This is a genomic window from Halomonas sp. THAF12 (assembly GCF_009363675.1).
Taxonomy (GTDB): domain Bacteria; phylum Pseudomonadota; class Gammaproteobacteria; order Pseudomonadales; family Halomonadaceae; genus Halomonas; species Halomonas smyrnensis.
This window is the reverse complement of sequence record NZ_CP045399.1, coordinates 1-24,540: the sequence shown is the minus strand read 5'-3', so window position 1 is coordinate 24,540 and position 24,540 is coordinate 1. Positions and strand designations below refer to the sequence as shown.

Annotated in this window: 20 protein-coding genes; 9 read left to right on the top strand and 11 right to left on the bottom strand. The window is 69.3% G+C overall.

Annotated elements, in window-relative coordinates; genetic code table 11:
• Window positions 1-19: 19 nt before the first annotated feature.
• Genes waaA through FIU88_RS00090 form a run of 3 tightly spaced genes read right to left on the bottom strand, consistent with a single transcriptional unit; the run spans window position 20 to window position 3,835 of the window.
• On the bottom strand, window positions 20-1,318 hold the full coding sequence (gene waaA, locus FIU88_RS00100; protein ID WP_152477723.1) for a lipid IV(A) 3-deoxy-D-manno-octulosonic acid transferase: 1,299 nt from the start codon (window positions 1,316-1,318) through the stop codon (window positions 20-22).
• Window positions 1,318-2,748, bottom strand: coding sequence for a bifunctional D-glycero-beta-D-manno-heptose-7-phosphate kinase/D-glycero-beta-D-manno-heptose 1-phosphate adenylyltransferase HldE (gene hldE, locus FIU88_RS00095; RefSeq protein ID WP_152477722.1), 1,431 nt, complete (start codon window positions 2,746-2,748; stop codon window positions 1,318-1,320). Before hldE ends, waaA begins: the two co-directional genes overlap by 1 nt.
• Complete coding sequence (locus FIU88_RS00090) at window positions 2,738-3,835, bottom strand: glycosyltransferase family 9 protein (protein WP_152477721.1); 1,098 nt, start codon at window positions 3,833-3,835, stop codon at window positions 2,738-2,740. Before FIU88_RS00090 ends, hldE begins: the two co-directional genes overlap by 11 nt.
• Here FIU88_RS00090 and FIU88_RS00085 point away from each other — a divergent pair.
• Window positions 3,834-4,541: a 3-deoxy-D-manno-octulosonic acid kinase gene (locus FIU88_RS00085; protein WP_152477720.1), complete on the top strand. Its 708-nt coding sequence runs from the start codon at window positions 3,834-3,836 to the stop codon at window positions 4,539-4,541. The genes FIU88_RS00090 and FIU88_RS00085 overlap by 2 nt on opposite strands.
• Here the strand turns inward: FIU88_RS00085 and FIU88_RS00080 are convergent.
• A complete protein-coding gene (locus tag FIU88_RS00080; RefSeq protein WP_253742633.1) occupies window positions 4,520-5,659 on the bottom strand; it encodes a glycosyltransferase family 4 protein in 1,140 nt (379 codons plus the stop codon). The genes FIU88_RS00085 and FIU88_RS00080 overlap by 22 nt on opposite strands.
• Window positions 5,660-5,695: 36 nt before the next feature.
• Between FIU88_RS00080 and FIU88_RS00075 the strand changes: the two genes are divergently transcribed.
• From FIU88_RS00075 to FIU88_RS00065, 3 genes are read left to right on the top strand one after another with little or no spacing between them, the layout of a single operon-like run.
• On the top strand, window positions 5,696-6,784 hold the full coding sequence (locus FIU88_RS00075; RefSeq protein WP_152477719.1) for a glycosyltransferase family 9 protein: 1,089 nt from the start codon (window positions 5,696-5,698) through the stop codon (window positions 6,782-6,784).
• On the top strand, window positions 6,781-7,548 hold the full coding sequence (locus FIU88_RS00070) for a glycosyltransferase family 2 protein (RefSeq protein WP_152477718.1): 768 nt from the start codon (window positions 6,781-6,783) through the stop codon (window positions 7,546-7,548). Before FIU88_RS00075 ends, FIU88_RS00070 begins: the two co-directional genes overlap by 4 nt.
• On the top strand, window positions 7,535-9,178 hold the full coding sequence (locus FIU88_RS00065) for a sulfatase-like hydrolase/transferase (protein ID WP_152477717.1): 1,644 nt from the start codon (window positions 7,535-7,537) through the stop codon (window positions 9,176-9,178). Before FIU88_RS00070 ends, FIU88_RS00065 begins: the two co-directional genes overlap by 14 nt.
• A gap of 3 nt (window positions 9,179-9,181) precedes the next feature.
• Here FIU88_RS00065 and waaF read toward each other — a convergent pair whose 3' ends face one another.
• Both waaF and rfaD read right to left on the bottom strand, forming a co-directional pair.
• A complete protein-coding gene (waaF, locus tag FIU88_RS00060) occupies window positions 9,182-10,195 on the bottom strand; it encodes a lipopolysaccharide heptosyltransferase II (protein WP_016854171.1) in 1,014 nt (337 codons plus the stop codon).
• Entirely contained in the window at window positions 10,188-11,144 is a 957-nt protein-coding gene (gene rfaD / locus FIU88_RS00055) for an ADP-glyceromanno-heptose 6-epimerase (protein ID WP_152477716.1), read from the bottom strand. Before rfaD ends, waaF begins: the two co-directional genes overlap by 8 nt.
• Window positions 11,145-11,499: 355 nt before the next feature.
• Between rfaD and glyQ the strand changes: the two genes are divergently transcribed.
• Window positions 11,500-12,444, top strand: coding sequence for a glycine--tRNA ligase subunit alpha (gene glyQ, locus FIU88_RS00050; protein WP_152477715.1), 945 nt, complete (start codon window positions 11,500-11,502; stop codon window positions 12,442-12,444).
• 1 nt (window position 12,445) lies between these two features.
• Entirely contained in the window at window positions 12,446-14,512 is a 2,067-nt protein-coding gene (gene glyS / locus FIU88_RS00045; protein ID WP_152477714.1) for a glycine--tRNA ligase subunit beta, read from the top strand.
• 177 nt (window positions 14,513-14,689) lie between these two features.
• On the opposite strand, the gene FIU88_RS00040 is transcribed toward glyS, so the two are convergent.
• A complete protein-coding gene (locus tag FIU88_RS00040; protein WP_172977624.1) occupies window positions 14,690-15,592 on the bottom strand; it encodes a LysR family transcriptional regulator in 903 nt (300 codons plus the stop codon).
• Window positions 15,593-15,696: 104 nt separating this feature from the next.
• On the opposite strand from FIU88_RS00040, the gene FIU88_RS00035 reads away from it, so the two are divergent.
• The 3 genes from FIU88_RS00035 (at window position 15,697) to gmhB (ending at window position 18,227) form a co-directional block, all read left to right on the top strand.
• Complete coding sequence (locus tag FIU88_RS00035) at window positions 15,697-16,416, top strand: SDR family oxidoreductase (RefSeq protein ID WP_152477712.1); 720 nt, start codon at window positions 15,697-15,699, stop codon at window positions 16,414-16,416.
• A 49-nt stretch (window positions 16,417-16,465) separates the two neighbouring features.
• On the top strand, window positions 16,466-17,518 hold the full coding sequence (locus FIU88_RS00030; protein ID WP_152477711.1) for an SDR family oxidoreductase: 1,053 nt from the start codon (window positions 16,466-16,468) through the stop codon (window positions 17,516-17,518).
• 130 nt (window positions 17,519-17,648) lie between these two features.
• Window positions 17,649-18,227 (top strand): D-glycero-beta-D-manno-heptose 1,7-bisphosphate 7-phosphatase, encoded by a 579-nt coding sequence (gmhB, locus tag FIU88_RS00025; RefSeq protein ID WP_152480070.1) that lies wholly within the window; start codon window positions 17,649-17,651, stop codon window positions 18,225-18,227.
• Between the two features lie 120 nt (window positions 18,228-18,347).
• Here gmhB and gyrB read toward each other — a convergent pair whose 3' ends face one another.
• From gyrB to dnaA, 4 genes are all read right to left on the bottom strand, one after another.
• Window positions 18,348-20,768: a DNA topoisomerase (ATP-hydrolyzing) subunit B gene (gene gyrB / locus FIU88_RS00020; RefSeq protein WP_152477710.1), complete on the bottom strand. Its 2,421-nt coding sequence runs from the start codon at window positions 20,766-20,768 to the stop codon at window positions 18,348-18,350.
• Window positions 20,769-20,779: 11 nt separating this feature from the next.
• Window positions 20,780-21,895 carry a DNA replication/repair protein RecF gene (gene recF / locus FIU88_RS00015; protein WP_152477709.1) on the bottom strand — a complete coding sequence of 372 codons (1,116 nt, stop codon included), beginning with the start codon at window positions 21,893-21,895 and terminating at the stop codon, window positions 20,780-20,782.
• Window positions 21,896-21,899: 4 nt separating this feature from the next.
• Complete coding sequence (dnaN, locus tag FIU88_RS00010; RefSeq protein WP_152477708.1) at window positions 21,900-23,003, bottom strand: DNA polymerase III subunit beta; 1,104 nt, start codon at window positions 23,001-23,003, stop codon at window positions 21,900-21,902.
• Window positions 23,004-23,073: 70 nt separating this feature from the next.
• A complete protein-coding gene (dnaA, locus tag FIU88_RS00005) occupies window positions 23,074-24,540 on the bottom strand; it encodes a chromosomal replication initiator protein DnaA (RefSeq protein WP_026068327.1) in 1,467 nt (488 codons plus the stop codon).

Genomic DNA, 24,540 nt, shown 5'->3' with positions numbered 1-24,540 from the left:
GCGAGATGAAGGCAAGCACTCACTTCGCCTGGAGGAGCCGATCCAGGCCTTCCAGCGTCCGCGCCAGGGCGCCGCGGTTGGCCTCGACCACCGCCCGCCCGGCCGCGGCCAGGCGTTCACGCTCCGCCGCATCGCCGAGCAGGCGTGCGAGCGCCTCGGCGAGCGTCACGGCGTCGGTGACCTCCACCAGCGCCTGCCGCTCGCGCAGCGCCTCGGCCACGTCGGTGAAGTTGGCGAGCTCGGGGCCGGTCAGCACCGGCACGCCCATGGCGGCCGGTTCCAGCAGGTTGTGGCCGCCGATCGGCACCAGGCTGCCGCCGACGAAGGCCGCGTCCCCCGCACCGTAGAGCGCCGACAGCTCGCCCATGGTGTCGCCCAGATAGACCGCGGTCTCGCCGGTCACCGCCTCGTCCCGCGAGCGCCGCGCCAGCGGCATGCCCGCGTGGCGGCACAGCTCGGCCGCCGCCTCGAAGCGCCGTGGATGGCGCGGCACCAGGATCAGCAGCGCCTCGAAACAGCGCTCCCGCAGCCGCGCATGGGCCTCGAGCAGCGCCTCGTCCTCGCCCTCGTGGGTCGACCCCGCCACCCACACCGGCCGCTTGCCGATCTCGGCACGCAAGCGCTCACTCACGCCGAAGGCCTTGTCATCACGGGCCAGGTCGAACTTCAGCGAGCCGGTCACCTCGGTCTTCCCCGCCGCCATGCCCAGCGCCCGGAAGCGTTCGGCGTCGGCCTCGGACTTGGCCCCCAGCCAGCTCACGTGGGACAGCGCCTCGGCCATCAGCCGCCCGAGGCGACGATAGCCCCGGAAGGCCCGCGGCGAGAGCCGGCCGTTGACCACCGCCACCGGAATGCCCCGTCGCTCGCAGCCGGCCAGCAGGTTGGGCCACAGCTCGGTCTCGAAGAAGATGGCGAGATCGGGGCGCAGGCGATCGAGGAAACGCCGCGCGGCGCCGGGGAAGTCCAGCGGCACGAAGTGATGACTCACTTCGGCCACATCCGCCTCGTCCTGCAGGCGTTCGGCGACGGCATGGGCGCGCTCGGCCCCGGTGGCGGTCATGGTGGTGATCACCAGGCGGCGGTCGGGATGACGGCGCGCCAGGGCCTCGATCAGCGGGCGGGCGGCCTGCACCTCGCCCACCGAGGCGCAGTGCAGCCACAGGCTATGGGCGCCCTCCGGCGAGGCGGCGATGCGCCCCAGCCGCTCGACACGGGAGCGCCCGGGCAGGCTCTCCCGCCACACTCGCCGCCAGACCAGCGGCGAGAGCGACAGCAGCGCGGCGGAGTAGCCGCGCCGCGCCCAGGGATGGCCGGCCATCAGGCCTCGCGGTCGAGGATGGTGGAGATCATCGCCGTGGTGGAGACGCCGTCCTCGAAGCCCAGCACCTGCACCTCGCCGCCGGCCGCCCGCACGGCCTCGCCGCCGGCGATGTCCTCGGGCCGGTAGTCGCCGCCCTTGACCAGCACATCGGGCAGCACCGCCTCGATCAGCCGCTGCGGGGTGTCCTCGGCGAAGGGCACCACCCAGTCCACCGCGCCCAGCCCGGCCAGCACCTGCATGCGCCGCGCCAGCGGGTTGATCGGCCGCTTGGGCCCCTTGAGGCGGCCGATGGAGGCGTCGTCGTTGACCGCCACGATCAGCCGGTCGCCGAGCCGGCGGGCGTGCTCCAGGTAGGCCACGTGGCCGGCGTGGAGGATGTCGAAGCAGCCGTTGGTCATCACCACCCGCTCGCCGCGGGCCTGGGCGGCGCGCACCGCCTCGATCAGCGGCGCCTCGCCGATCACCCCGAATTCGGCCAGCTTGTCGCCGTGCAGGGCGGTGTAGAGCTCGGCCACGGACAGCGTGGCGGTACCGGGCTTGGCGACCACCAGGCCGGCGGCCAGGTTGGCCAGGGTCATGGCCTCGGGGAAGCCGTGGCCGGCGGCCAGCGCCAGCCCCAGCACGCCGATCACGGTGTCGCCGGCGCCGGTGACGTCGAACACCTCCCGGGCGCGGGTCGGCAGGTGCAACGGCTCGTGGCCCTCGCGGATCAGCGTCATGCCCTTCTCGCTGCGGGTGATCAGCAGCGCCTCGAGCTCCAGCTCGGCGCGCAGCGCCTCGCCGCGTTCGGACAGGGTGGCATCGTCCGGGCAGGGGCCGGCGACGGCCTCGAACTCGGCCAGGTTGGGGGTGATCACGCTGGCGCCCCGGTACTTGCGGAAGTCGCTGCCCTTGGGATCGACCAGCACCCGCTTGCCGGCGGCCCGCACGCGGCCGATCAGCCCCTGGACATCGGCCAGGGTGCCCTTGCCATAGTCGGAGAGGATCACCAGGTCGGCGTCTTCCAGGGCCGTCTCGACCTCCTCCGCCAGCGGGCCGGTGTCCACGTCACCGAGGCTCTGCTCGAAGTCGAGGCGGATCAGCTGCTGGTTGCGGCTCATCACACGGAGCTTGGTGATGGTGGGAATCTCGGCGCTGCGAGCGAAGTGAGTGCTTACACCGGCGTCCTCGAGGCGGCGGCTCAGCAGGTCGGCGTTGTCGTCGTCGCCGACCAGGCCGGCCAGCGCCGCCCGCGCACCCAGCGAGGCGATGTTGAGCGCCACGTTGGCGGCGCCGCCGGGACGGTCCTCGGCCTCCTCGACCCGCACCACCGGCACCGGGGCCTCGGGCGAGATCCGCGAGGTGCCCCCGTGGAAGTAGCGGTCGAGCATCACGTCGCCCACCACCAGCAGGCGTGAGTGCTCCAGGGCGGTCAGATCAAGCTTCATCGGAAGGCTCCCTTTCCTGACGGGACGCGGCGATGGCCAGCACCGCCTCGAGATTACGAATGACGTCGTCGGCCTGGATCAGCGACATGGCGTCGGGATGGCGGACCCGCTGCCCCCAGGACAGCGTCTCGGGATCCTTGTGCAGGAACTGGCGCACCGCGTCGGGATAGCGGTTCACCACGTGCTCGCGCCAGCAGTAGGGCGCGGCCCGGTCCGGGTTGGTGGTGGCGAACAGGCCGACCACGGGGGTATTCAAGGCGTTGGCCATGTGCACCGGGCCCGAGTCCGGCGCCACCACCGCCCGGGCGCCGTCGATCAGCGCCAGCAGGCCCTTCAGCGAGGAGCCGCCGATGGCGTCGATCACCGCCCCGGGCTGGGACAGCGCCTGGATGCGGCTGCCCATCTCGCGCTCCTGGGTGCTGCCGCCGCCGGTCAGCACCGTCTTCAGCCCGTGCTGGACCCAGGCGTGCTCGACCACGCTGGCGTAGCCCTCCGCCGACCAGTTGCGGAAGTTGCGCAGCCGCGGGTTGGCGCAGGGGCTCATCAGGATATAGGGCGCGTCGCCGGTCAGCGTCGCGGCCTCGTGCCGGGCGGCGTCGGGGATCGGCATGTCCCACGCCAGCGAGAGGTCCTCGACGCCCAGCAGCCGGGCGAAGTCGAGGAACGACTCGAGCACGTGGGCGCGGGGGTGCGGTGCCAGCTGGCGGTGGGTGAACCAGTGCTGGGCATCCTTGGCGCGGGCCTTGTCGTAGCCGATACGCAGGTCGGCCTTGAGGCCCAGCGAGAGCACGCTGGCACGCAGCGCCTGCTGCATGTGCAGCAGCACGTCGAAGCGCGTGTCCGCCAGCTGCCGCCACAGCTCGCGCATCCCCGAGAGGCCGGTGGCCTTGTCGTAGACGACGAACTCGACCCCCGACATACCGGCCAGTAGACTGTGCTCGCCCTTGCCGATGATCCAGGTGATGCGCGCATCGGGCCACTGACGCTGCAGCGCGCGGATCGTCGGAACCAGGTTACAGACATCGCCCAGGGCGGAAAGGCGCAGCACGCCGATATGGGCGGGGCTGGCGGGCAGAGGATGCTTCATGCGATTGGCAACGCTTCAAACGGGAAAGGTTTACATTTTATATGATGCGGACAGTTTATGTGACGCCGATGGGGCGCCACAAATCGGCCCGTCGACCTTCGATCCCGACCACTGGCGCCGTCAGGGCCTGGTCACCGGCGAGGCCCCCGGCCGCGGCGCCAGCCTGTTTCTGGCCGCCGGCGAGGCCGAGTGGGTGCTGCGCCCCTACCGCCGCGGCGGCCTGGTGGCCCGGGTCAGCGAATCGCGCTACCTGTGGACCGGCGCCGAGCGCAGCCGTTCCTTCCGCGAGCTGCGCCTGACCGCCCACCTGTTCTCGCTCGGCCTGCCGGTGCCCCGCCCGGTGGCGGCGGTCACGACCCGCCACGGCCCCGGGTACGAGGCCGCGCTGATCACCGTGCGCCTCTCCGGCGCCCGCGCCCTGGCCGAGCGGCTCCATGACGCCGACGACGCCCTGCTGGCCCGGGTCGGCGCCACGGTGCGCCGCTTCCACGACGCCGGCCTCGACCACGTGGACCTCAACGCCCGCAACCTGCTGATCGACGACGACGGCACCGTGTGGCTGATCGACTTCGACCGCTGCCGGCTGCGTGCGCCCGGCAAGTGGCAGGAGGCCAACCTCGAGCGGCTGGCCCGCTCGCTGGCCAAGTTCGACGCCGCCCCCGCCATGACCGCCATCCGTCGCGGCTACGAGGCCGGCGACGCCTGACCGGCGTACTCCGCCACCAGCGCCTCGACGTGGCGCGCCTGGGTGAAGTCCTCCAGCACCCGCGCCCGGCCCGCCGCGCCGAGCCGCTCGCGCAGCGCGCCGTCGTCGACCAGCTCGGCGAGCGCCGCGGCCCAGGCCTCGGGCGATTCGGGATCGGCCAGCCGCCCGGTGTCCGGGCTCACCAGCTCCGGGATCGCCCCGCTCGAGGCCCCCACCACCGGCCGGCCGGCGGCCATGGCCTCGATCACCGTCAGCCCGAAGGCCTCGTTGCGCGACGGCGTGCAGACCACGTCCAGCGCCTGCAGGCAGCGCGGCAGGTCGGCGCGGAAGCCGGCGAAGGTCATGCGGTCACCGAGTCCCAGCGCCTCGACGCGCTCGCGCAGCGCCTCGACGAAGGCCGCGTTGCTGCCCTCCTCGGCCGTCAGCCCGCCGATCATCACGCCGTGCCAGGCCGCGCCGTCGCGCGTTTCGGCCAGCCGCGCCAACGCCTCGACCCACACCCGCTGCCCCTTGCCCGGGGTGATGCGCCCCGGCAGGCCGATCGCCACCGCGCCCTCGGGCACGCCCAGCTCGGCGCGCAGCGTCGCGCGCTCGGCATCGGCCGGCTCGGCCACGTAGGGCGCCGGATCGATGCCGAGATAGAGCCGGCGGATGCGCTCGGCGGGCAGCGGGAAGGCCTGGAGGTTGCGGGCGCGGGTCGCCTCGCTGATCGAGAACAGCCGAGTGACCCTGCCGTAGGCCCAGCGATGGTAGACATCGCGCTTGGGCCGGGTGACGCCCATGTGGTCGGTGAAGAACAGCCGGAGCCCCGGGCGCAGCGTGGCCAGCAGCGCGCCCAGGCGCAGGTCGCTGGACTTGTGGCAGTGGATGGCCTCGATGCCGTGGGCCTTGAGGTAGGCCAGGATACGCCCGACCCGCCACAGCGCCTGGCCGCGGGACGGCACCGTCAGCGGCGTGACGCCGACGGCCTCCAGGCTCGCCGCCACCCGCGAGCCGGCGAGCGCCAGGCCGTGGGCCTCCCACCCCTGACGGGCCAGCTCGGGTATAATCCGCGCAGGATACATTTCCAGTCCGCCCCAGCCGTTCGAGAGGCAGAGCTGCATGACCTTGGGTCTCAAGGCATCCTCCATTCGGTATCGGGGCTCGGGAGCCCCATGACGAGTTTCTCCGATCAACGGCCGCCGCGCCTGCTGGTGGTTCGCAACGACAAGCTCGGCGACTTCATGCTGGCCTGGCCGGCCCTGGCGGCCCTCAAGGCCGCCTCGCCGCGCCCCCACGTCAGCGTGCTGGTGCCGAGCTACACCGCCCCGCTGGCCCGCGCCTGCCCCTGGATCGACGAGGTGATCCTCGACCCGGGCGACGACGCCGGCCGCGAGGGCCGCCGCGAGCTGCTGGCCGGGCTCAAGGCCGGCCGCTTCGATGCGCTGCTGACGCTTTACTCCACGCCGCGCATCGGCTGGCTGGGCTGGCGGGCCGGCATTCCGCTGCGCCTGGCGCCGGCCACCAAGTGGGCCCAGCTATTCTACAGCCGCCGCGTCACCCAGCGCAGGTCGCGCTCGGAGAAACCCGAGTACGTCTACAACCTGGAGCTCGCCGAGGCGCTGCTCGAGGCGCTGGGCATCACGGTGCCGACGCGGCCGGCGCCGCCCTGCTGGCCGCTGGACGACGCCGAGCACGCGCGCCAGCGCCGTCTCGTGGCCGAGGCCACCGGGCTCAGTGATGACCGCCCCTGGCTGTTCCTGCACCCCGGCAGCGGCGGCTCGGCGGTCAACCTCGCGCCCGAGGCCTATGCGCGGCTGGCCCGCGGCGTCGACGCCCGGCTGCGCGAGGCGGACACGGCGCCGGCCTGGGTGATCACGGCAGGCCCCGGCGAGACCGACAACGCCGACGCCCTGTGCGAGACGCTGCGCGAGGCCGGGCTCGAGGCCCGGCGCCTGCCGCCGAGCGCTGGGCTGGAGGCCTTCGCCCGAAGCCTCGCGGCCGCCGATGTGTTCATCGCCGGCTCCACCGGGCCGCTGCACGTCGCCGCCTGCCTGAACCGGCCCACCGCGGGCTTCTACCCCGCGCGGCGCTCGGCCACGCCGCTGCGCTGGCAGACCTGCAACGCCGAGGACCGGCGCCTGGCCTTCTGCCCGCCCGAGGGCGCCCACGAGGCGGACATGGCATCCATCGATCTGGCCGCCGCCGCCGAGGCCATCGCCGCACGCCTGACCTCCCCTTCGATCAGCGAGGCCCGCCCATGACGCCCATCTCCGGCATCATCATCACGCTCAACGAGGCCGACAACGTCACCGACTGCGTCGTCTCCCTGCAACGGGTCTGCGACGAGGTGATCGTCGTCGACTCCGGCAGCCAGGACGACACCGTGGCGCTGGCCGAGGCCGCCGGCGCCCGGGTGATCCACCAGCCCTACCTCGGCGACGGCCCGCAGAAGGCCTTCGCCGTGCCCCAGGCCGCCCACGACTGGATCCTGGCGCTGGACGCCGACGAGCGCCTCGACGACGACGCCATCGCGGCGATCCAGGGGCTGGCGCTGGACGATCCCCGGCAGGCCTACCGCTTCAGGCGCCGCAACTTCGCCGGCCGCCACTGGATCCGCGCCGCGGGCTTCTATCCCGATCCGGTCACCCGGCTCTACCACCGCACCACCTCGGGCTATCTGCCTAAAAAAGCGCACTCCTCGGTGCAGGCGCCCTCGGTGGTCGATCTGGATGCCCATATCCGCCACTTCACCTACCGCGACCTGTCGCACTGGATCAGCCGCATCGACGCGCTCTCCAGCCGCGACGCCTGGGCGATGAAGGAGCGCGGCAAGCGGCCCTCGGCGGTGCGGCCGGCGCTGCACGCGGCCACCGCCACCTTCCGCAAGCTGATCCTCAAGGGCGGCCTCTTCCAGGGCGCGGACGGTTTCACCGTGGCCATGACCACGGCATTTCACGCCTACATGAAGTACGCCAAGCTCAACGAACTCTACGAGAACGAGCGTGCCGATCATGACCCGCGCTGAGCACGCCCGGCCCATGCGATTCAGGCGCCCACGGAGATGGGCCCTGCTGACCCTCGGCCTGGCGCTGGGCTTCGCCGCCGTCACCGTGACCCGGCTACCGACGCTTGCGCTGTGGCCGATCGCCGCCGGCTGGCTGTGGCTGGCCCATCGCCTGCGCTGGGGCATCGACGCGGCCGCGTCGATGCCGCGCCGCCGCTGGCCCTGGTCGCTGCTGCCGCTGATCCTGTGGGGCATCTACGTCTACCTGGCCGACAGCTTCGGCAAGGTCGATCTCGGCGCGGTGTTCTTCCATCTGCAGGCCGGCATCAGCGATCACGGCGGCGGCGAGCGGCTGGTCGCGGCCGTGCTCTATACCCTGGCCATGCTGGCGGTGCTGGCGGCCTTCACCTGGCTGATCCGACGCGACGACCGCTGGGCCCGCCATGAACGCCTGCTGGCCGCGGTGCTGCTGCTCGGCAACCCGATGCTGCTGGGGCTCGGCCAGCGCGGCATGGCCCTGGTCACCGAGGACGGCGCCTGGCTCGATCGCCGCTATGTGGCGCCGGTGATCCAGGCGGCGCCGGCCGACCCGCCCAACCTGCTGGTGCTCTACCTGGAGAGCCTGGAGCGCACCTACGCCGATCGCGATCGCTTCGGCGACGCCTATGCGCCGCTCGCCGAGCTGGGCGAACGCGGCGTGGTCTTCGAGGGCGTGCGCCAGCTCGACAACACCGGCTGGACCATGGCCGGCATGATCGCCAGCCAGTGCGGCACGCCGCTGATGCCCGCCGGCCTGCTCCACGACAGCCAGTTCGAGCCGCTGGAGCGGGTGGTGCCGGGCGTCGACTGCCTGGGCGACCTGCTGCAGGAGCAGGGCTATGCCCTGAGCTATCTCGGCGGCGCCAGCACCCGCTTCGCCGGCAAGGGGCGCTTCTACACCGGCCACGGCGTCACGCGGGTGCGCGGCCGCGAGACCCTGTCACCGCGGCTCGAGGATCCGGACTACCTCAACAGCTGGGGGCTGTACGACGACAGCCTCTACGACTTCACCCTGGAGGAGATCCGCCGCCGCGAGGCCGAAGGCGGCCCCTGGGGCGTGATCGCGCTGAGCCTCGGCACCCATCCGCCCGCCGGCTACCCGGCCCGCGCCTGCGAGGCACGCCAGGGCGAGCACGACGGCGAGGACATCCTCTACGCGGTGGAATGCTCGGCCTGGCTGGCCCGGCGGCTGGTCGAGCGCCTGGAGGCCGAGGGGCTGCTGGACAACACCCTGGTGGTGCTCGCCAGCGATCACCTGACCATGCGCGTCTCGGCCTGGGACGAGCTGATCGCCGGCCCACGCGCCAATACCTTCATGCTGCTGCACAACGACCTGATACCGCGGCGCCTCGACCGCGAGGGGTCGACCCTCGACGTGCTGCCCACCGTGCTGGAGGCCATGGGCTTTCGCGTCGAGCACCACCGCGCGGGACTCGGCGTCTCGCTGCTGTCGCGGGAACCGACGCTGGTCGAGCGCCACGGCCTGGAGGCCATCAACGCCCGGATGCAGGAGGAGACCGCCCTGCAGCGCCGACTGTGGAAGGGGCTGGATCTGCCCCGCCCGGAGCCGGCGTCGGTTCGGGCGGAGCATTCTGGAGATTCGGTAGAGTAGCGCCTAGCCGGCCAGGATGGCCGACAGGATCTTCTCCGGCGGCTGCCGCTTGAGGCAGTGGGTGTGCCCCAGCGGGCAGGTCCGCTCGAAGCAGGGCGAGCAGTCCAGCGCCAGGTAGTGGATCTCGGCGTTGCCGGTGAGCGGCGGCGTGTAGGCCGGCGAGGAGGAGCCGTAGATCGCCTGGATGCGGGTGCCCGCGGCGGCGGCCACGTGCATCAGCCCCGAGTCGTTGGTCACCGCCTGGCGGCAGTCGGCGAGCAGGTCCACCGCGTCGGCCAGCCGGGTCTTGCCGCACAGGTTATGGGCATGCTCGAGCCCGCCGGCGATGGTCTCGCCGGCGGGTTCGTCCTTGGGCCCGCCCATCACCCGCACCTCGAAGCCCTCGGCGATCAGCGCCTCGGCCAGGCGGCGGAAATACTCGAGCGGCCACTGCTTGGCGGGACCGTACTCGGCGCCGGGCATCATGGCGATGGCCGGGCGGCCGCCGATTCCGAGCGAGGCGTGCAGCGACGCCAGATTGGCGTCGTCGCGCCGCAGCGCCGGGCGCGGGATCGGGAAGTCGCCCCGCGCCGCCTCGCCGGCCGGCAGCCCCAGCGACACGAAGCGCTTCACGGTCTGGTCGAGCACGGCCTTGTCGAGGCGGCGACGCTCGTTGAGCAGCCCGTAGCGCTGCTCGCCGTGGAAGCCGACGCGCCGCGGGATGCGCGCCAGGAAGGGCACCAGCGCCGACTTCCAGGAGCGCGGCAGCACGATGGCGCGATCGAAGCGCCCGCGCAGCGAGGCGGCCAGCCGGCGCCGCGCGGCCCAGCCGAACTCGCCGTGGCCGACTTCCAGCGCGGCCACCTCGTCGACCTCTTCCATCCGCTCGAGGATCGGCCGCGACCAGGCCGGCGCCACCACGCCGATGGTCGCCGCCGGGTCGCGTTCCTTGAGCGTCTTGAACAGGCTCTGGGCCATGACCATGTCGCCGACCCAGGACGGGCCGACGACCAGGATGCGCTCGCCCGGGTCAGGCATTCAGCCACTCCAGGTAAGCCTTCACGCCTTCGGCGACGGTGTGGAACTCGCGGTCGTAGCCGGCCTCGCGCAGCCGCGTGATGTCGGCGCGGGTGTAGCTCTGGTAGCGGCCCTTGAGCTCGTCGGGGAAATCGATGTACTCGATCTTGCCCTTGCCGTAGTAGTCGACCACCGCCTCGCCGATCGCCTTGAACGGCTCGGCGCGGCCGGTGCCGAGGTTGAAGATGCCGGAGGCCTCGGGGTGGTCGAGGAACCACAGGTTCACGTCGACCACGTCGCCGACGTAGATGAAGTCGCGGCTCTGCATGCCGGCCTCGTAGCCGTCCCAGGCGCCGAACAGCTTGAGATCCTGGCCGCCGCTGATCTGGGTGTGGTGGTGGTAGGCGACGCTGGCCATCTTGCCCTTGTGCTGCTCGCGGGGGCCGTAGACGTTGAAGTAGCGGAAGCCGACCACCTGGCTCTCGAACTCGTCGTGGCGGGCGCGCACGTACTGGTCGAAGAGCAGCTTGGAGTAGCCGTAGACGTTGAGCGGCTTCTCGTGCTCGGGCTCCTCGCGGAACACCTCGCTGCCGCCGTAGGTGGCCGCGGATGAGGCGTAGATGAAGGGAATGCCCTTGAGCTGGCAGAAGTGCAGCAGCTCCTTGGAGTACTCGAAGTTGTTCTCGAGCATGAAGCGGCCGTCCCACTCCGTGGTGTCGGAGCAGGCGCCCTCGTGGAAGATCGCCTCGATGGGCGGCAGATGCGAGGTCTCGCCGTTCAGGGCGGCCTTCACCCGGGCCAGGAAGTCGTCCTTGTCCAGGTAGTCGCCGAGGGTGCAATCGGCGAGGTTGACGAACTTGGTGCCGTCGCTCAGGTCGTCGACCACCAGCACGTCGTTGCGGCCGCGCTCGTTGAGTGCCTTGACCAGATTCGAGCCGATGAAGCCGGCTCCGCCTGTCACTACGATCATGGGGATTCCTCTCTATGCGGGCACTAGCGGGCAAGCCGTGTGCCTCCGAACGGGGCTGATCCGGCGACAGCTCTCCGAGGAGGCGCTGTGAACCCTTCCCTGGGCGCTACCGACGCCCTGCGGCGTTCTTGCATCCTGCGCCACTTGCAGGGCCGGTGCTGGCCATCCATGGCCAGCCCGTTCGGAGGAATCCTCCTCACCCCTGGCGTAGGACCTCCTCTGCGAGCTGTCCCCGGCGCCCCTCGCGATTTCCCGCAGCCCTATACCCCAGGTATTCCGGGCTGCGCCTATAACCGATCTGCCCGTGATTGTATACTTGACCGCTCGTGAATTCATGGCCAACGGTGACCCGCCAATGACACAGTCGACGCCAGACGTGACAACCTTCCAGGGCCTGATCCTGGCCCTGCAGCAGTACTGGGCCGAGCAGGGCTGTGTGGTCCTCCAGCCCCTGGACATGGAGGTCGGCGCCGGGACCTTCCACCCGGCGACCTTCCTGCGCTCCATCGGTCCCGAGACCTGGAATGCCGCCTACGTGCAGCCATCCCGCCGCCCCACCGACGGCCGCTACGGGGAAAACCCCAACCGCCTGCAGCACTACTACCAGTTCCAGGTGGTGATGAAGCCGTCCCCGGCCAATCTCCAGGAGCTCTACCTGGGCTCGCTCAAGCGTCTCGGCCTCGATCCGCTGGTTCACGACATCCGCTTCGTCGAAGACAACTGGGAATCCCCGACCCTCGGCGCCTGGGGCCTAGGCTGGGAAGTGTGGCTCAACGGCATGGAGGTGACCCAGTTCACCTACTTCCAGCAGGCCGGCGGCCTGGAGTGCTACCCGGTCACCGGCGAGCTGACCTACGGCATCGAGCGCATCGCCATGTACGTCCAGGACGTCGACAGCGTCTACGACCTGGTGTGGACCGTTGCTCCCGACGGCACCAGGGTCACCTACGGCGACGTCTTCCTGCAGAACGAGCGCGAGCAGTCGACCTACAACTTCGAGCACGCCGACGTGCCGGCGCTGTTCGCCGCCTTCGACCACCAGGAAGGCGAATGCACCAAGCTGATCAAGGCCGGCCTGCCGCTGCCCGCCTACGAGCAGGTGCTCAAGGCCTCGCACACCTTCAACCTGCTCGACGCCCGTCACGCCATCTCGGTGACCGAACGCCAGCGCTACATCCTGCGCGTCCGCACCATGGCCCGTGACGTGGCCCACGCCTACTACGAATCGCGCAAGGCCGCCGGCTTCCCGCTGGCCCCCGAAGCCCTGCGCCGCGAACTGCTTGCCGAAGGAGACGCTTGAGATGGCAGCCGATAGCTTTCTGGTCGAACTGGGCGTCGAGGAACTGCCGCCGAGTGCGATCGACAAACTCTCCGATGCCCTGGCCGAGGGCGTGTCCCGCGGGCTGGCCGACGCCGATATCGCCCACGGCGAGGTGACCGCCTACGCCTCCCCGCGCCGCCTGGCCGTGCGCGTCGAGGCGCTGGCCGACAAGCAGCCGGACCGCGAGGTCGAGCGTCGCGGCCCGGCGCTGGCCGCCGCCTTCAAGGACGGCGAGCCGACCAAGGCCGCCCAGGGCTTCGCCCGCTCCTGCGGCGTCGAGGTCGACCAGCTGATCCACCTCGAGACCGACAAGGGCACCTGGCTCGGCTACCGCGAGCAGCAGCAGGGCGAGGCCACCACCGCCCTGCTGCCCGCCATCGTCGAGAAGGCCATCGCCGGGCTGCCGGTGCCGAAGAACATGCGCTGGGGCGCCTCGCGCATCGAGTTCTCCCGCCCCGCCCACTGGCTGGTGATGCTCTACGGCAGCGACGTCGTCGAGGCCAGCGCCCTCGGCCTGAGCGCCGGCCGCACCACCCGCGGCCACCGCTACCACGCCCCCGAGCCGCTCGAGCTGGCCCACGCCGACGACTACCTCGAGGCGCTGGAACAGGCCTGGGTGCTGGCCGACCGCGACAAGCGCCGCGAGCGCATCCGCGAGCAGGTGCTGGCCGAGGCCGAGGTACAGGAGGCCCAGGCGGTCATCGACGAGGACCTGCTGGTCGAGGTCAGCGGCCTGGTGGAATGGCCGGTCGCCCTGGCCGGCGGCTTCGACGAACGTTTCCTCGAGGTGCCGGCCGAGTGCCTGGTCTCCTCCATGAAGGCCAACCAGAAGTACTTCCACCTGCTGGACGCCGAGGGCAACCTCAAGCCCGGCTTCATCACCATCTCCAACATCGACAGCGCCGAGCCGGAGCAGGTGATCCGCGGCAACGAGAAGGTGATCCACCCGCGCCTGGCCGATGCCGCCTTCTTCTACGAGACCGACCGCCAGCAGCCGCTGGCCGCCCGCGTTGAGGGCCTCGCCAGCGTGGTCTTCCAGCAGAAGCTCGGTTCGCTGGGCGACAAGTCCCACCGCAACGCCGCCGTGGCCGCCTTCATCGCCGGTCGCATCGACGGCGACGTGCATCAGGCTCGCCGCGCCGCCGAACTGGCCAAGTGCGACCTGGTCACCGAGATGGTGCTGGAGTTCCCCGAGCTGCAGGGCATCATGGGCCGCTACTATGCCACCCATGACGGCGAGGATGCCGAGGTCGCCCAGGCGCTCGAGGAGCAGTACCTGCCGCGCTTCGCCGGCGACGCCATCCCCCAGACCCGCGCCGGCCAGGCCCTGGCCCTGGCCGACCGCCTCGACACCCTGACCGGCATCTTCGGCATCGGCCAGCGCCCCACCGGCACCAAGGACCCGTTCGCCCTGCGCCGCGCCGCCATCGGCGCGCTGAACATCCTGATCCAGGGCGAGCTGGACCTGGACCTGCGCGAGCTGCTCGAGCTGGCCGCCGCCCAGCATCAGGAACTGCCCTACGCCGACGGCCTGGTCGACGAGGTACTGGCCTACATGCTCGACCGCTTCCGCGCCTGGGCCCAGGACGAAGGCATCGGCGCCGAGGTCTACCTGGCCGTGCGTGCCCGCCCGGTCACCAAGCCGCTGGACTTCGCCCGTCGCCTGCAGGCGGTGAACGCCTTCGCCCGCCGCGAGGAAGCCGCGGCCCTGGCCGCCGCCAACAAGCGGGTCTCCAACATCCTCGCCAAGCAGGGCGGCGACGTGACCGTCGAGGTCGACGCCGGCCTGCTGCAGGAAGACACCGAGAAGGCCCTGGCCGAGGCGCTGAGCGGCTGCCACCAGAAGGTCGCCCCGCTGTTCGCCGAGGCACGCTACAGCGATGCCCTGGACGTGCTGGCGACCCTGCGCGAGCCGGTCGACCGCTTCTTCGACGACGTCATGGTGATGGCCGACGACGAGGCGGTGAAGCGCAATCGTCTGGTCCTGCTGGCCAGCCTCCAGGCGCTGTTCCTCGAGGTCGCGGACATCGCCGAGCTCCAGCACTGAGCGAAGCGAGCGATGCGAAAGGGCCGGCGAGGCGACTCGCCGGCCCTTCTTTTTGTGCCGATGTTTCATGTGAAACATTGGGGCAAGGAGGGCAAGGCAAGAAAGCCTCCCGGCGACAGAAGGCGGCGACCACCGCTCCCCTCACGATCACCATGTTCCACGTGAAACATCTCGCGGTCACGGGGACTGACAGGCGTCACGAAACCACTGCTTCAACCAGGCCACCAGGGCCTCCAGCCGCTGGGGACGATAGCGATCTCTCGCCATCAGGGCATGCATGCCGGAGGACGGCGGCATGTAATCGTCCAGGGCGCTCTCCAGGACTCCCTCATCGAGAGCCGCACGAATGTCGGCAGACGACTTGAGAATCACGCCCGCGCCTTCCATGGCCCAGCGCCTCAACAGCGTCCCGGAGTTGGCCCTGAGTGAGCCGGCAACCGGCACGCTCAAAGCCTTGCCACCCTCCTGGAAGTGCCACGGGGTCTGCGGCTCCCCGTCTCGCGTCAGTACCAGACAGTCGTGCGCATGCAGTTCCCGCGGGTGCATCGGGCGACCGCGGCGCGCCCAGTAGTCTGGCGATGCCACGACCCGACGCTTGTCGTCGGCGAGCGGCACACCGATCAACGCACTATCGGTCAACGGGCCGACCCTGATGGCCAGATCGATCCCCCGACCGACGCCTCTCGATAGACCATCGCTGAGGTGCAATTCCAGCGAGACACGCGGATGGCGACGCTGGAAAGCGAGCAAGGCCGGAGCGATCCGTCGTTCACCCAGATCATGGGGAGCGGTCACCACCAGATCTCCGGACAGCGCGGCCTGGCGACGATGCATGCGATCCTCGGCCTGCTCCATGGCCGAAACGGCCTGCCGGCATCCCTGGAGGAAGGCCGCGCCCTCCTCGGTCAGCGACAGTACGCGCGTGGTTCGATTGAGCAGCGTGACGCCAAGACGATGTTCGAGGCGCTTTAATCGGTAGCTCGCCGACGACAGTGCCATGCCCTGCTGATGCGCGGCCGCCGACAGGCTGCCTGACTCTATGGTGGCAATGAAGAGTCGGTAGGTAAGAAGCTCGTCCATTATTCGACAATATTGAAGAGTGGTTTCGTCATACGAGTGTATATTGAATTCGCTACCGCGGTGAGGATGAATGCACATGCTACGCACGCGGAGGAGACGGACGCATGAAACGCTTCGATCAACAAACCCTCTTCATCGTCGGCGGCGGCTCCGGCATGGGCGCCGAGCTGGCCCGCCAGGCCAGCGCCCAGGGCGCGCGTATCGCCCTCGCGGGCCGTCGCCGCGAACGCCTGGACACCGTGGCGGCCTCCCTCGACGGCCCCGTCAGCGTTCATCCGCTGGACATCAGTCGGCGCGAATCGCTCGAGGCGGCACTGAACGAGGTCGGCCAGGTCGATCATATCGTCAGCACGGCCGCGGACCTCACCTTCAAACCGTTCATCGAGCTCACCGACGAGGATATCCAGCGCACCCTGGACAGCAAGATCTGGGCCTCGATCCAGCTCGGACGCGCCGCCCATCACTATCTGGCACCGAAGGGCAGCCTGTTGTTCTACTCCGGCGTGGCGGCCTACCGTCCGGCACCGGGAGCCAGCCTGGTCTCGTCCGCCAATCACTGGCTCGAAGGCATCATGAACGGACTGGCGGTCGAGCTCGCGCCGCGTCGAGTGAACGTCATTTCTCCTGGGGTGGTGGACTCCGCCACCTGGGACGGCATGGACGAATCCGCACGCCAGACGATGTTTGACGAGACGGCCAGGACCCTGCCGGTGGGGCGTATCGGCCAGGTACAGGATCTGGCCACCGCGGGTCTCGCGATCCTCGAGAACGGCTATATCGACGCCCAGGTACTACACGTCGACGGCGGTGGTCGTATCGCCTGATCGACGACGCATCATCCTCGCCCCTCCCCTTACCCAACATGGAGGCCCCATGAGCCAGCCCATCAAGGCCCTGATCGCCGGTGCCAGCGGCATCATCGGTCACGGCGTGCACCGCGCCCTCGATACGCCACACAACGTGGTTAGGGGGCTGGCACGCCATCCCATCGACGGCATGGACACCCTGTGCGTCGACCTCACCGATCCCGAGGCCACTCGCCGGGTGATCGCCGAGCAGGCCGCCGACACCACCCACCTGTTCTATGCGGCCCTGTCACCGGACGATGACCTCGCCGTGGAAGCGCAACGCAACGCGGCGATGCTCGAGAATCTGCTGGATGCCCTGGAGGTAGCCGAAGCGCCACTCGAACGGGTCGTCATCTACCAGGGGTTCAAGATCTACGGCATCCATCTGGGCGCCAAGGTACCGACGCCCGCTCGCGAGGACGACCCCAGCCATCTGCCGCCCAACCTGTATCAGGCTCAGGAGGCCATCCTGACGGAACGCGCCCGCAGCGCCCGCTGGGATCATGTCGTGCTGCGCCCCGACCTGATGATCGATGGCAACGTCCATGGCAACCCCATGAACATCGCCGTCGTCATCGGTGTCTTCGCGGCGCTGTCGCGTGAGCTGGGCGTGCCGATGCGCTATCCCGGTACCGAGGCCGCCTATCGCGTACTGATGCAGTTCACCGATGCCGACCTGCTCGGCGAGGCCAGCGCCTGGGCGGCGACCGCCGAGGGCATCGCCGGCGAGGCCTTCAACATTACCAACGGTGACGTCTTCCGCTGGGAACGGCTGTGGCCGGAAGCCGCCGAGCACCTGGGGTTGGAAAGCGCCTCTCCCGTGCCGATTCCGCTCACGCAGCACATGGCCGACAAGCAGCCGGTCTGGGAGCGCATCGCCAGGCGTCACGATCTGGTCGAAGCGCGGTTAGATCGACTGGTCGGCTGGGGCTTCGGTGACTTCATCTTCCGTACCGAGTGTGACGTCATCTCCGACGTCAACAAGATCTACCGGTACGGCTTCACCCCCCGCTGCGACTCCCATGAGCGGCTCCTTCATGCCCTGGATCGTCTGCGGGAACGACGCGTCATTCCTTGAATCGCCCGTCGCCGGTCACCGGGCCGATTGACGCCGCACCAAGTCGAGCGTCGGGCGCCACCCGACGCTTGGCATCTTCTGTTTCACATGAAACACTTCCGTGACCGTTCCCATTCTGCCCGGAGCCGTCATGCCGTGTGACGAGGCGCCTGCCGCCCAGCTAGTCATCCTCGACCGGGATGGCGTGATCAATCGGGATTCCGACGACTACGTGAAGTCGCTCGACGAGTTCCTGCCCTACCCTCAGGCCATCGACGCCATCGCCCGCCTGTCGAAGGCCGGCTGGACGGTGGCCGTGGCCACCAACCAGTCGGGGATCGCCCGTGGCTACTACGACGAGGCAACGCTGTCGGCGATGCATGAGCGGCTGAAGGCGCTCGTCGCCGCGGCCGGCGGCGAGATTGCCCACATCGTTCACTGCCCGCATGGCCCCGACGATAACTGCGACTGCCGCAAGCCACTGCCCGGGCTGCTCGAGCGGCTGGGGGCCGCTCTCGAACTCGAGAGCCTCACCGGCAGCTGGATGGTCGGCGACAGCCTGCGCGACCTGGAAGCCGGCGAAGCGGTCGGCTGCCGAGCGGTGCTGGTACGCACCGGCAAGGGCGAACGGACCCTGGCCAGGCATCCCGAGCGCGCGAGTGACGATCAGACACGGGTGTTCGACGACCTGGCCGGCTTCGTCGACTGGCTGCTCGAACGACAGCCGTAAGCTGCCAGTCGGCGCAGACGGGAGTCGCCCACAGCAAAAAGAAAACCCCGAAGGCTTAACCTTCGGGGTTTTCTTGTGCGCGGCGCCAGCGATGTTTCACGTGAAACATCGTGCCGGGGATCAGATATCCAGGTTGGCCACCAGGGCGTTGCGCTCGATGAAGTCGCGGCGCGGCTCGACCTCGTCACCCATCAGGGTGTTGAACATCATGTCGGCGGCCACGGCATCCTCGATGGAGACGCGCAGCATGCGCCGCGTCTCGGGATCCATGGTGGTCTCCCACAGCTGCTCCGGGTTCATCTCGCCCAGGCCCTTGTAGCGCTGGATGGACAGGCCACGCTGGGCCTCGTTCATCAGCCACTCCAGGGCATCGTAGAAGCTGCCGATCGCCTGCTGACGCTCGCCGCGGGCCACGAAGGCGCCCTCCTCGACCAGACCGTCCAGGGTCTCGCCGAGGCCGGCGATGGCGCGGTAGTCGGCGCTGGTGAAGAAGTCGACGCCCCACACGTAGTCGCTGGTGACGCCGTGGGCGAGCAGGGTCACCGCCGGCAGGTAGAAGCCTCGCTCGCTGTCTTCTTCCAGGCGGAAGTGGTAGCGCGGGCCACCCTCGTAGTCCACCAGGGCATCCATCTCGCGCTGCAGGTAGTCGATCCAGCCCTGCATCGCGGCACGGTCGCGCAGGCTCTCCTCGCCCTCGACGCGCGCGGCGTGGACGATCTTGCGTAGCACCACGTCCGGATAGACCCGCGACAGGCGCTCGATGCGGCGCATCACGTCACGATACTGATCCACCAGCGACTGCAGGTGCTCGCCGCCGATGCCCGGGGCCTCGGCGCTCACGTGCAGGCGTGCGCCGTCCAGGGCGGTGGTGGTCAGATAGTCGGTGAGCGCCTGTTCGTCCTTGAGGTAGCTCTCCTGCTTGCCGCGCTTGATCTTGTAGAGCGGCGGCTGGGCGATGTACACGTGACCGCGCTCGATCAGCTGCGACATCTGGCGGAAGAAGAAGGTCAGCAGCAGGGTCCGGATGTGGGAGCCGTCCACGTCCGCATCGGTCATGATGATGATGGAGTGGTAGCGCAGCTTGTCGGGGTTGAACTCCTCGCGCCCGATGCCGCAGCCCAGCGCGGTGATCAGGGTGCCGACCTCGGCCGAGGACAGCATCTTGTCGAAGCGCGCCTTCTCGACGTTGAGGATCTTGCCCTTGAGCGGCAGGATCGCCTGGGTACGACGATCGCGGCCTTGCTTGGCGCTGCCGCCGGCCGAGTCACCCTCGACCAGGAACAGCTCGGAGAGGCCCGGGTCCTTCTCCTGACAGTCGGCCAGCTTGCCGGGCAGGCCGGCGATGTCCAGCGCGCCCTTGCGACGGGTCATGTCGCGGGCCTTGCGCGCCGCCTCGCGGGCGCGGGCCGCGTCCAGCATCTTGTTGACGATGGACTTGGCCTCGTTCGGCTTCTCGACCAGGTACTCGGCGAACTGCCGACCCATCTCCTGCTCCACCGCGGTCTTCACCTCGGAGGAGACCAGCTTGTCCTTGGTCTGGGAGGAGAACTTCGGGTCCGGCACCTTGACCGAGATGATCGCGGTCAGGCCCTCGCGGGCGTCGTCGCCTGAGGTGCTGACCTTGGCCTTCTTGAGCAGGCCCTCGGCCTCGATGTAGTGGTTCAGCGTGCGCGTCAGCGAGGCACGGAAGCCGGCCAGGTGGGTGCCGCCATCCCGCTGGGGAATGTTGTTGGTGTAGCAGAAGATGTTCTCGGCGAAGGTGTCGTTCCACTGCATGGCGATCTCGACGCCGACACCGTCCTCGCGCTCGATGTTGAAGTGGAAGACCGGGTTGAGCACCGTCTTGTTGGTGTTCAGGTGGTCGACGAACGCCTTGAGGCCGCCCTCGTAGTGGAACAGCTCTTCCTTGCCGGTGCGCTCGTCCATCAGCCGGATGGCGACGCCGGAGTTGAGGAAGGACAGCTCGCGCAGACGCTTGGCCAGCACATCGTAGTGGAACTCGATGTTGTGGAAGGTCTCGGGCGACGGCCGGAAGTGCACCCGGCTGCCGCTCTGCTCGGTCTTGCCGACCACCGACAGCGGCGCCACGGGCACGCCATGACGGTAGACCTGCTCGTGGACCTGCTCGTTGCGCCAGATGGTCAGCTTGAGCTCCTCGGAGAGCGCGTTGACCACCGAGACCCCGACGCCGTGCAGGCCGCCGGAGACCTTGTAGGAGTTGTCGTCGAACTTGCCGCCCGCGTGCAGCACGGTCATGATCACCTCGGCCGCCGACACGCCCTCTTCCTCGTGCACGTCGGTCGGAATGCCGCGGCCGTTGTCGCTGACCGTGATCGACTCGTCCGGATGGATGATCACCCGGATCTCGCTGCAATAGCCGGCCAGGGCCTCATCGATGGAGTTGTCCACCAGCTCGAACACCATGTGGTGCAGGCCTGTGCCATCGTCGGTGTCGCCGATGTACATGCCGGGCCGCTTGCGTACCGCATCCAGGCCCTTGAGGACCTTGATGCTCGATGAGTCGTAAGCCTGTTCGCTCATTGACTACTCCGTCATGAAGTCTGTCTGTCCATTGGCAGCAGCTGCCCCTGCCCCGATTCGGTGCGTTTCACGTGAAACATCGCCACCGGCGTCTGCGCGCTCCACGCGCCGTCCAGCGCCTCCGGGTCGACACTGGTGATGAATGCCTGGCAGCGCATCCGTTCCAGCCAGGTGCAGAAGACTCGGCGGTGCGCTTCGTCCAGTTCGGCGGGAAGGTCGTCGATCAGATAGACGCAGGACTGGCCCGTGGCCTGCTCCAGCAGACGCCCCTGGGCCAGCTTCAGGGCACTCACCACCAGCTTCTGCTGGCCCCGTGAGAGCACCTCCACGGCCGGCCGCCGGTCGAGGCGAATGCCCAGGTCGGCCCGCTGCGGCCCCTGCTGCGTGAATCCCATCTGGCGATCGGTGTCCCGCCCCTGCTGCAACACCTCGGCCAGGGAGCGCTTGCGGTCCCAGCCCCGCGAATAGCGCAGGGTCAGGCCCGGCAGCTCGATCAACCCGGCCAGGGTCTCGCTGAACACCGGCTGGAAGTCCGCCATCCAGTCGCGACGCAGGGCGTCCAGTCGTTCGCCCCACAGCACCAGTTCCTGCTCCCAGGCATCCAGTGAAGCATCGTGCATTCTACCATGCCTGAGCAGGGCATTCCGATGCTTGAGGGCCCGACGATAGCGCCGCCAGGCGTCGAGAAAATCGTGTTTCACGTGAAACACGCCCCAGTCGAGGAACTCGCGGCGGCCGGCCGGCGAGCCCTCGAGCAGGCGGAAGGCGTCGGGATTGATCAGCTGCAGCGGCAGCACCTCGACCAGCCCCGAGAGGCGGTCCAGGCGCTCGCCGCCGAGACGCAGCTCGAGCTCCTCGGCGTCGCGGCGGCGGCGCACGCCGAGCGGAACGGGCGGGTCGCCCACCAGGCGACCGTGGAGAGTCAGGCTCTCGGCATCGTGGGCGATGGCGTTGGGCAGGCGGCGCGTGCGGAACGAACGCCCCATGCCCAGCACGTGGATGCCCTCGAGCAGGCTGGTCTTGCCGCTGCCGTTGGCGCCCGTGAAGAGATTGATGCCCGGCCCGGGCGCGAGCTCCAGGGCCTGCAGGTTGCGCAGGCCCTGGAAGGAGAGACGATCGAGGGGCATTCCGTCAGAGGCGCATGGGCATGACGACGTAGAGGGCGTCGCCGCCGCCCGTCTCTTCCATCAGCGCACTGCTGTTGGGATCGGCCAGGGTCATCTGCACCCGCTCCTGGTCGAGCACGTTGAGCACGTCCACCAGATAGCCGACGTTGAAACCGATCTCCATGGCCGGCCCGGCGTATTCGATGGCCACGTTCTCCTCGGCCTCTTCCTGCTCGGGATTGTTGGCCATGACCCGCAGGTTGCCCTCCTCCAGGTTGAGGCGCACGCCGCGGTACTTCTCGTTGGAGAGGATGGCGGTACGCGACAGGACCTGACGCAGCTCGGAGCGATCGGCGATGAACACCTTGTCGCCGTTGCGCGGCACCACCCGCTCGTAGTCGGGGAACTTGCCGTCCACCAGCTTGGAGGTGAAGGTGAAGTCGCCGGTGTGGGCGCGGATGTGGGTGGCGCCGAGGGTCAGGCTGACCGGCTCGTCGCTGTCGTCGAGCAGGCGCACCAGCTCGAGGATGCCCTTGCGCGGCACGATCAGCTTCTGTGACGGCTCGACCTGGATCTCGGCCGGACGCGAGCAGACCGCCAGGCGGTGGCCGTCGGTGGACACCGCGCGCACCAGGTTGCTGGCGAACTCCAGCAGCATGCCGTTGAGATAGTAGCGCACGTCCTGCTGCGCCATGGCGAAGGAGGTGGAGTCGATGAGGTGCTTGAGGGTGCCGCGCGGCAGGCTCAGCTCGACGCTGCTCTGGCCGTCCTCGATGCTCGGGAATTCGGCCACCGGCAGGGTCGAAAGCGTGAAACGCGAGCGGCCGCTGCGCAGCACCGCCCGCCCCTCTTCCAGCGACAGCTGAATCTCGGACTGGTCGGGCAGCGACTTGCAGATGTCCATCAGCTTGCGCGCCGGCACGGTGATGCCGCCCGGCTGTTCGACCTGGCTGGCCACGGTGCGCCCGATCAGCTCGACCTCGAGGTCGGTGCCGGTCAGCGAGACCTGGTCCTGCTCGACCTGAATCAGCACGTTGGACAGCACCGGCAGGGTCTGACGACGCTCCACCACGCCGGCGACCAGCGCCAGCGGGCGCAGCAGCGCTTCACGGGAGATGGAAAATTTCATGTCGACTCCACTTCTCTTGTCCTGGAGGGATGGGGGCCGGCGCCGCGCCCGGCCCTTCGCATTCGGGCAATCAGCTGGTCAGCAGACGCAGCAGATTCTTGTAGTCCTCGCGGATGTCCGCGTTCTCTTCCTGAAGCGCCTGCACCTTGCGGCAGGCGTGCAGCACGGTGGTGTGGTCGCGTCCGCCGAAGGCGTCGCCGATCTCCGGCAGGCTGTGGTTGGTCAGCTCCTTGGCCAGCGCCATGGCGACCTGGCGGGGGCGGGCCACCGAGCGCGAGCGCCGCTTGGAGAGCAGATCGGCGAGCTTGATCTTGTAGTACTCGGCGACGGTGCGCTGGATATTGTCGACCCCGACCTGCTTGTCCTGCAGGGCCAGCAGGTCCTTGAGCGATTCGCGGATGAAGTCCTGGGTGATCGGCCGCCCCATGAAGTGGGAATCGGCGATGACCTTCTTCAGGGCGCCCTCCAGCTCGCGGACGTTGGAGCGGATCTTCTGGGCGATGAAGAAGGCGGCGTCATGGGGCAGATCGACCTTGGCCTGGTCGGCCTTCTTCATCAGGATCGCCACCCGGGTCTCGAGCTCCGGCGGCTCGATGGCCACCGTCAGCCCCCAGCCGAAGCGCGACTTGAGGCGCTCCTCCACCCCGCTGATCTCCTTGGGATAGCGATCCGAGGTCAGGATCATCTGTTGGCCACCCTCGAGCAGGGCATTGAAGGTGTGGAAGAACTCCTCCTGGGAGCGCTCCTTGCCGGCGAAGAACTGGATGTCATCGATCAGCAGCGCATCGACGCTGCGGTAGAAGCGCTTGAAGTCGTTGATGGCGTTGAGCTGCAGCGCCTTGACCATGTCGGCGACGAAGCGCTCGGAGTGCAGGTAGACGACCCGCGCGTTCTCGCGCCGCCCGGCCAGGGCGTTGCCGACGGCATGCATCAGGTGGGTCTTACCGAGGCCGACGCCGCCATAGAGGAACAGCGGGTTGTAGGCGCCACCGGGATTCTCCGAGACCTGACGGGAAGCGGCCCGGGCCAGCTGGTTGGACTTGCCCTCGACGAAGGTCTCGAAGGTAAAGCTCGGGTTCAGGCCGCTGTTGTGCTTGAGGCTGCCTTCCACCTGCACCTGGCGCTCGCTGCCGGGCCGGCGGGGCACGTCGCCGCCCTCGTCACGCAGCTGGTCGATCTCGCTCTCGTCGGCCACGTCGCCGCGCGGCGGGGTCTGTACCGCCGGGGCCCGAGGCGCGGCGGAGACGGGGTCGCCCAGTTCGCGGGTCTGCGGGGCCGGCGACGCCACGCGCCGACTGCCCACGGTCACCACCACCTTGGGCGGCTTGGCCGGCGACAGTTCACGCATGAGCTCGCTGATGCGCTTGGCGAACTTGTCGCTGACCCAGTCGCGCACGAAGCGGTTGGGTGCCAGCAGACGCAGCTGGTTGGCCTCACCTTCCTCCGCCTGCAAGGGGCGAATCCAGGTGTTGAACTGCTGAGAACTCAGTTCGTCCTGCAGGGTATCCAGACATTGTTGCCAGAGAGCGAGCGACAC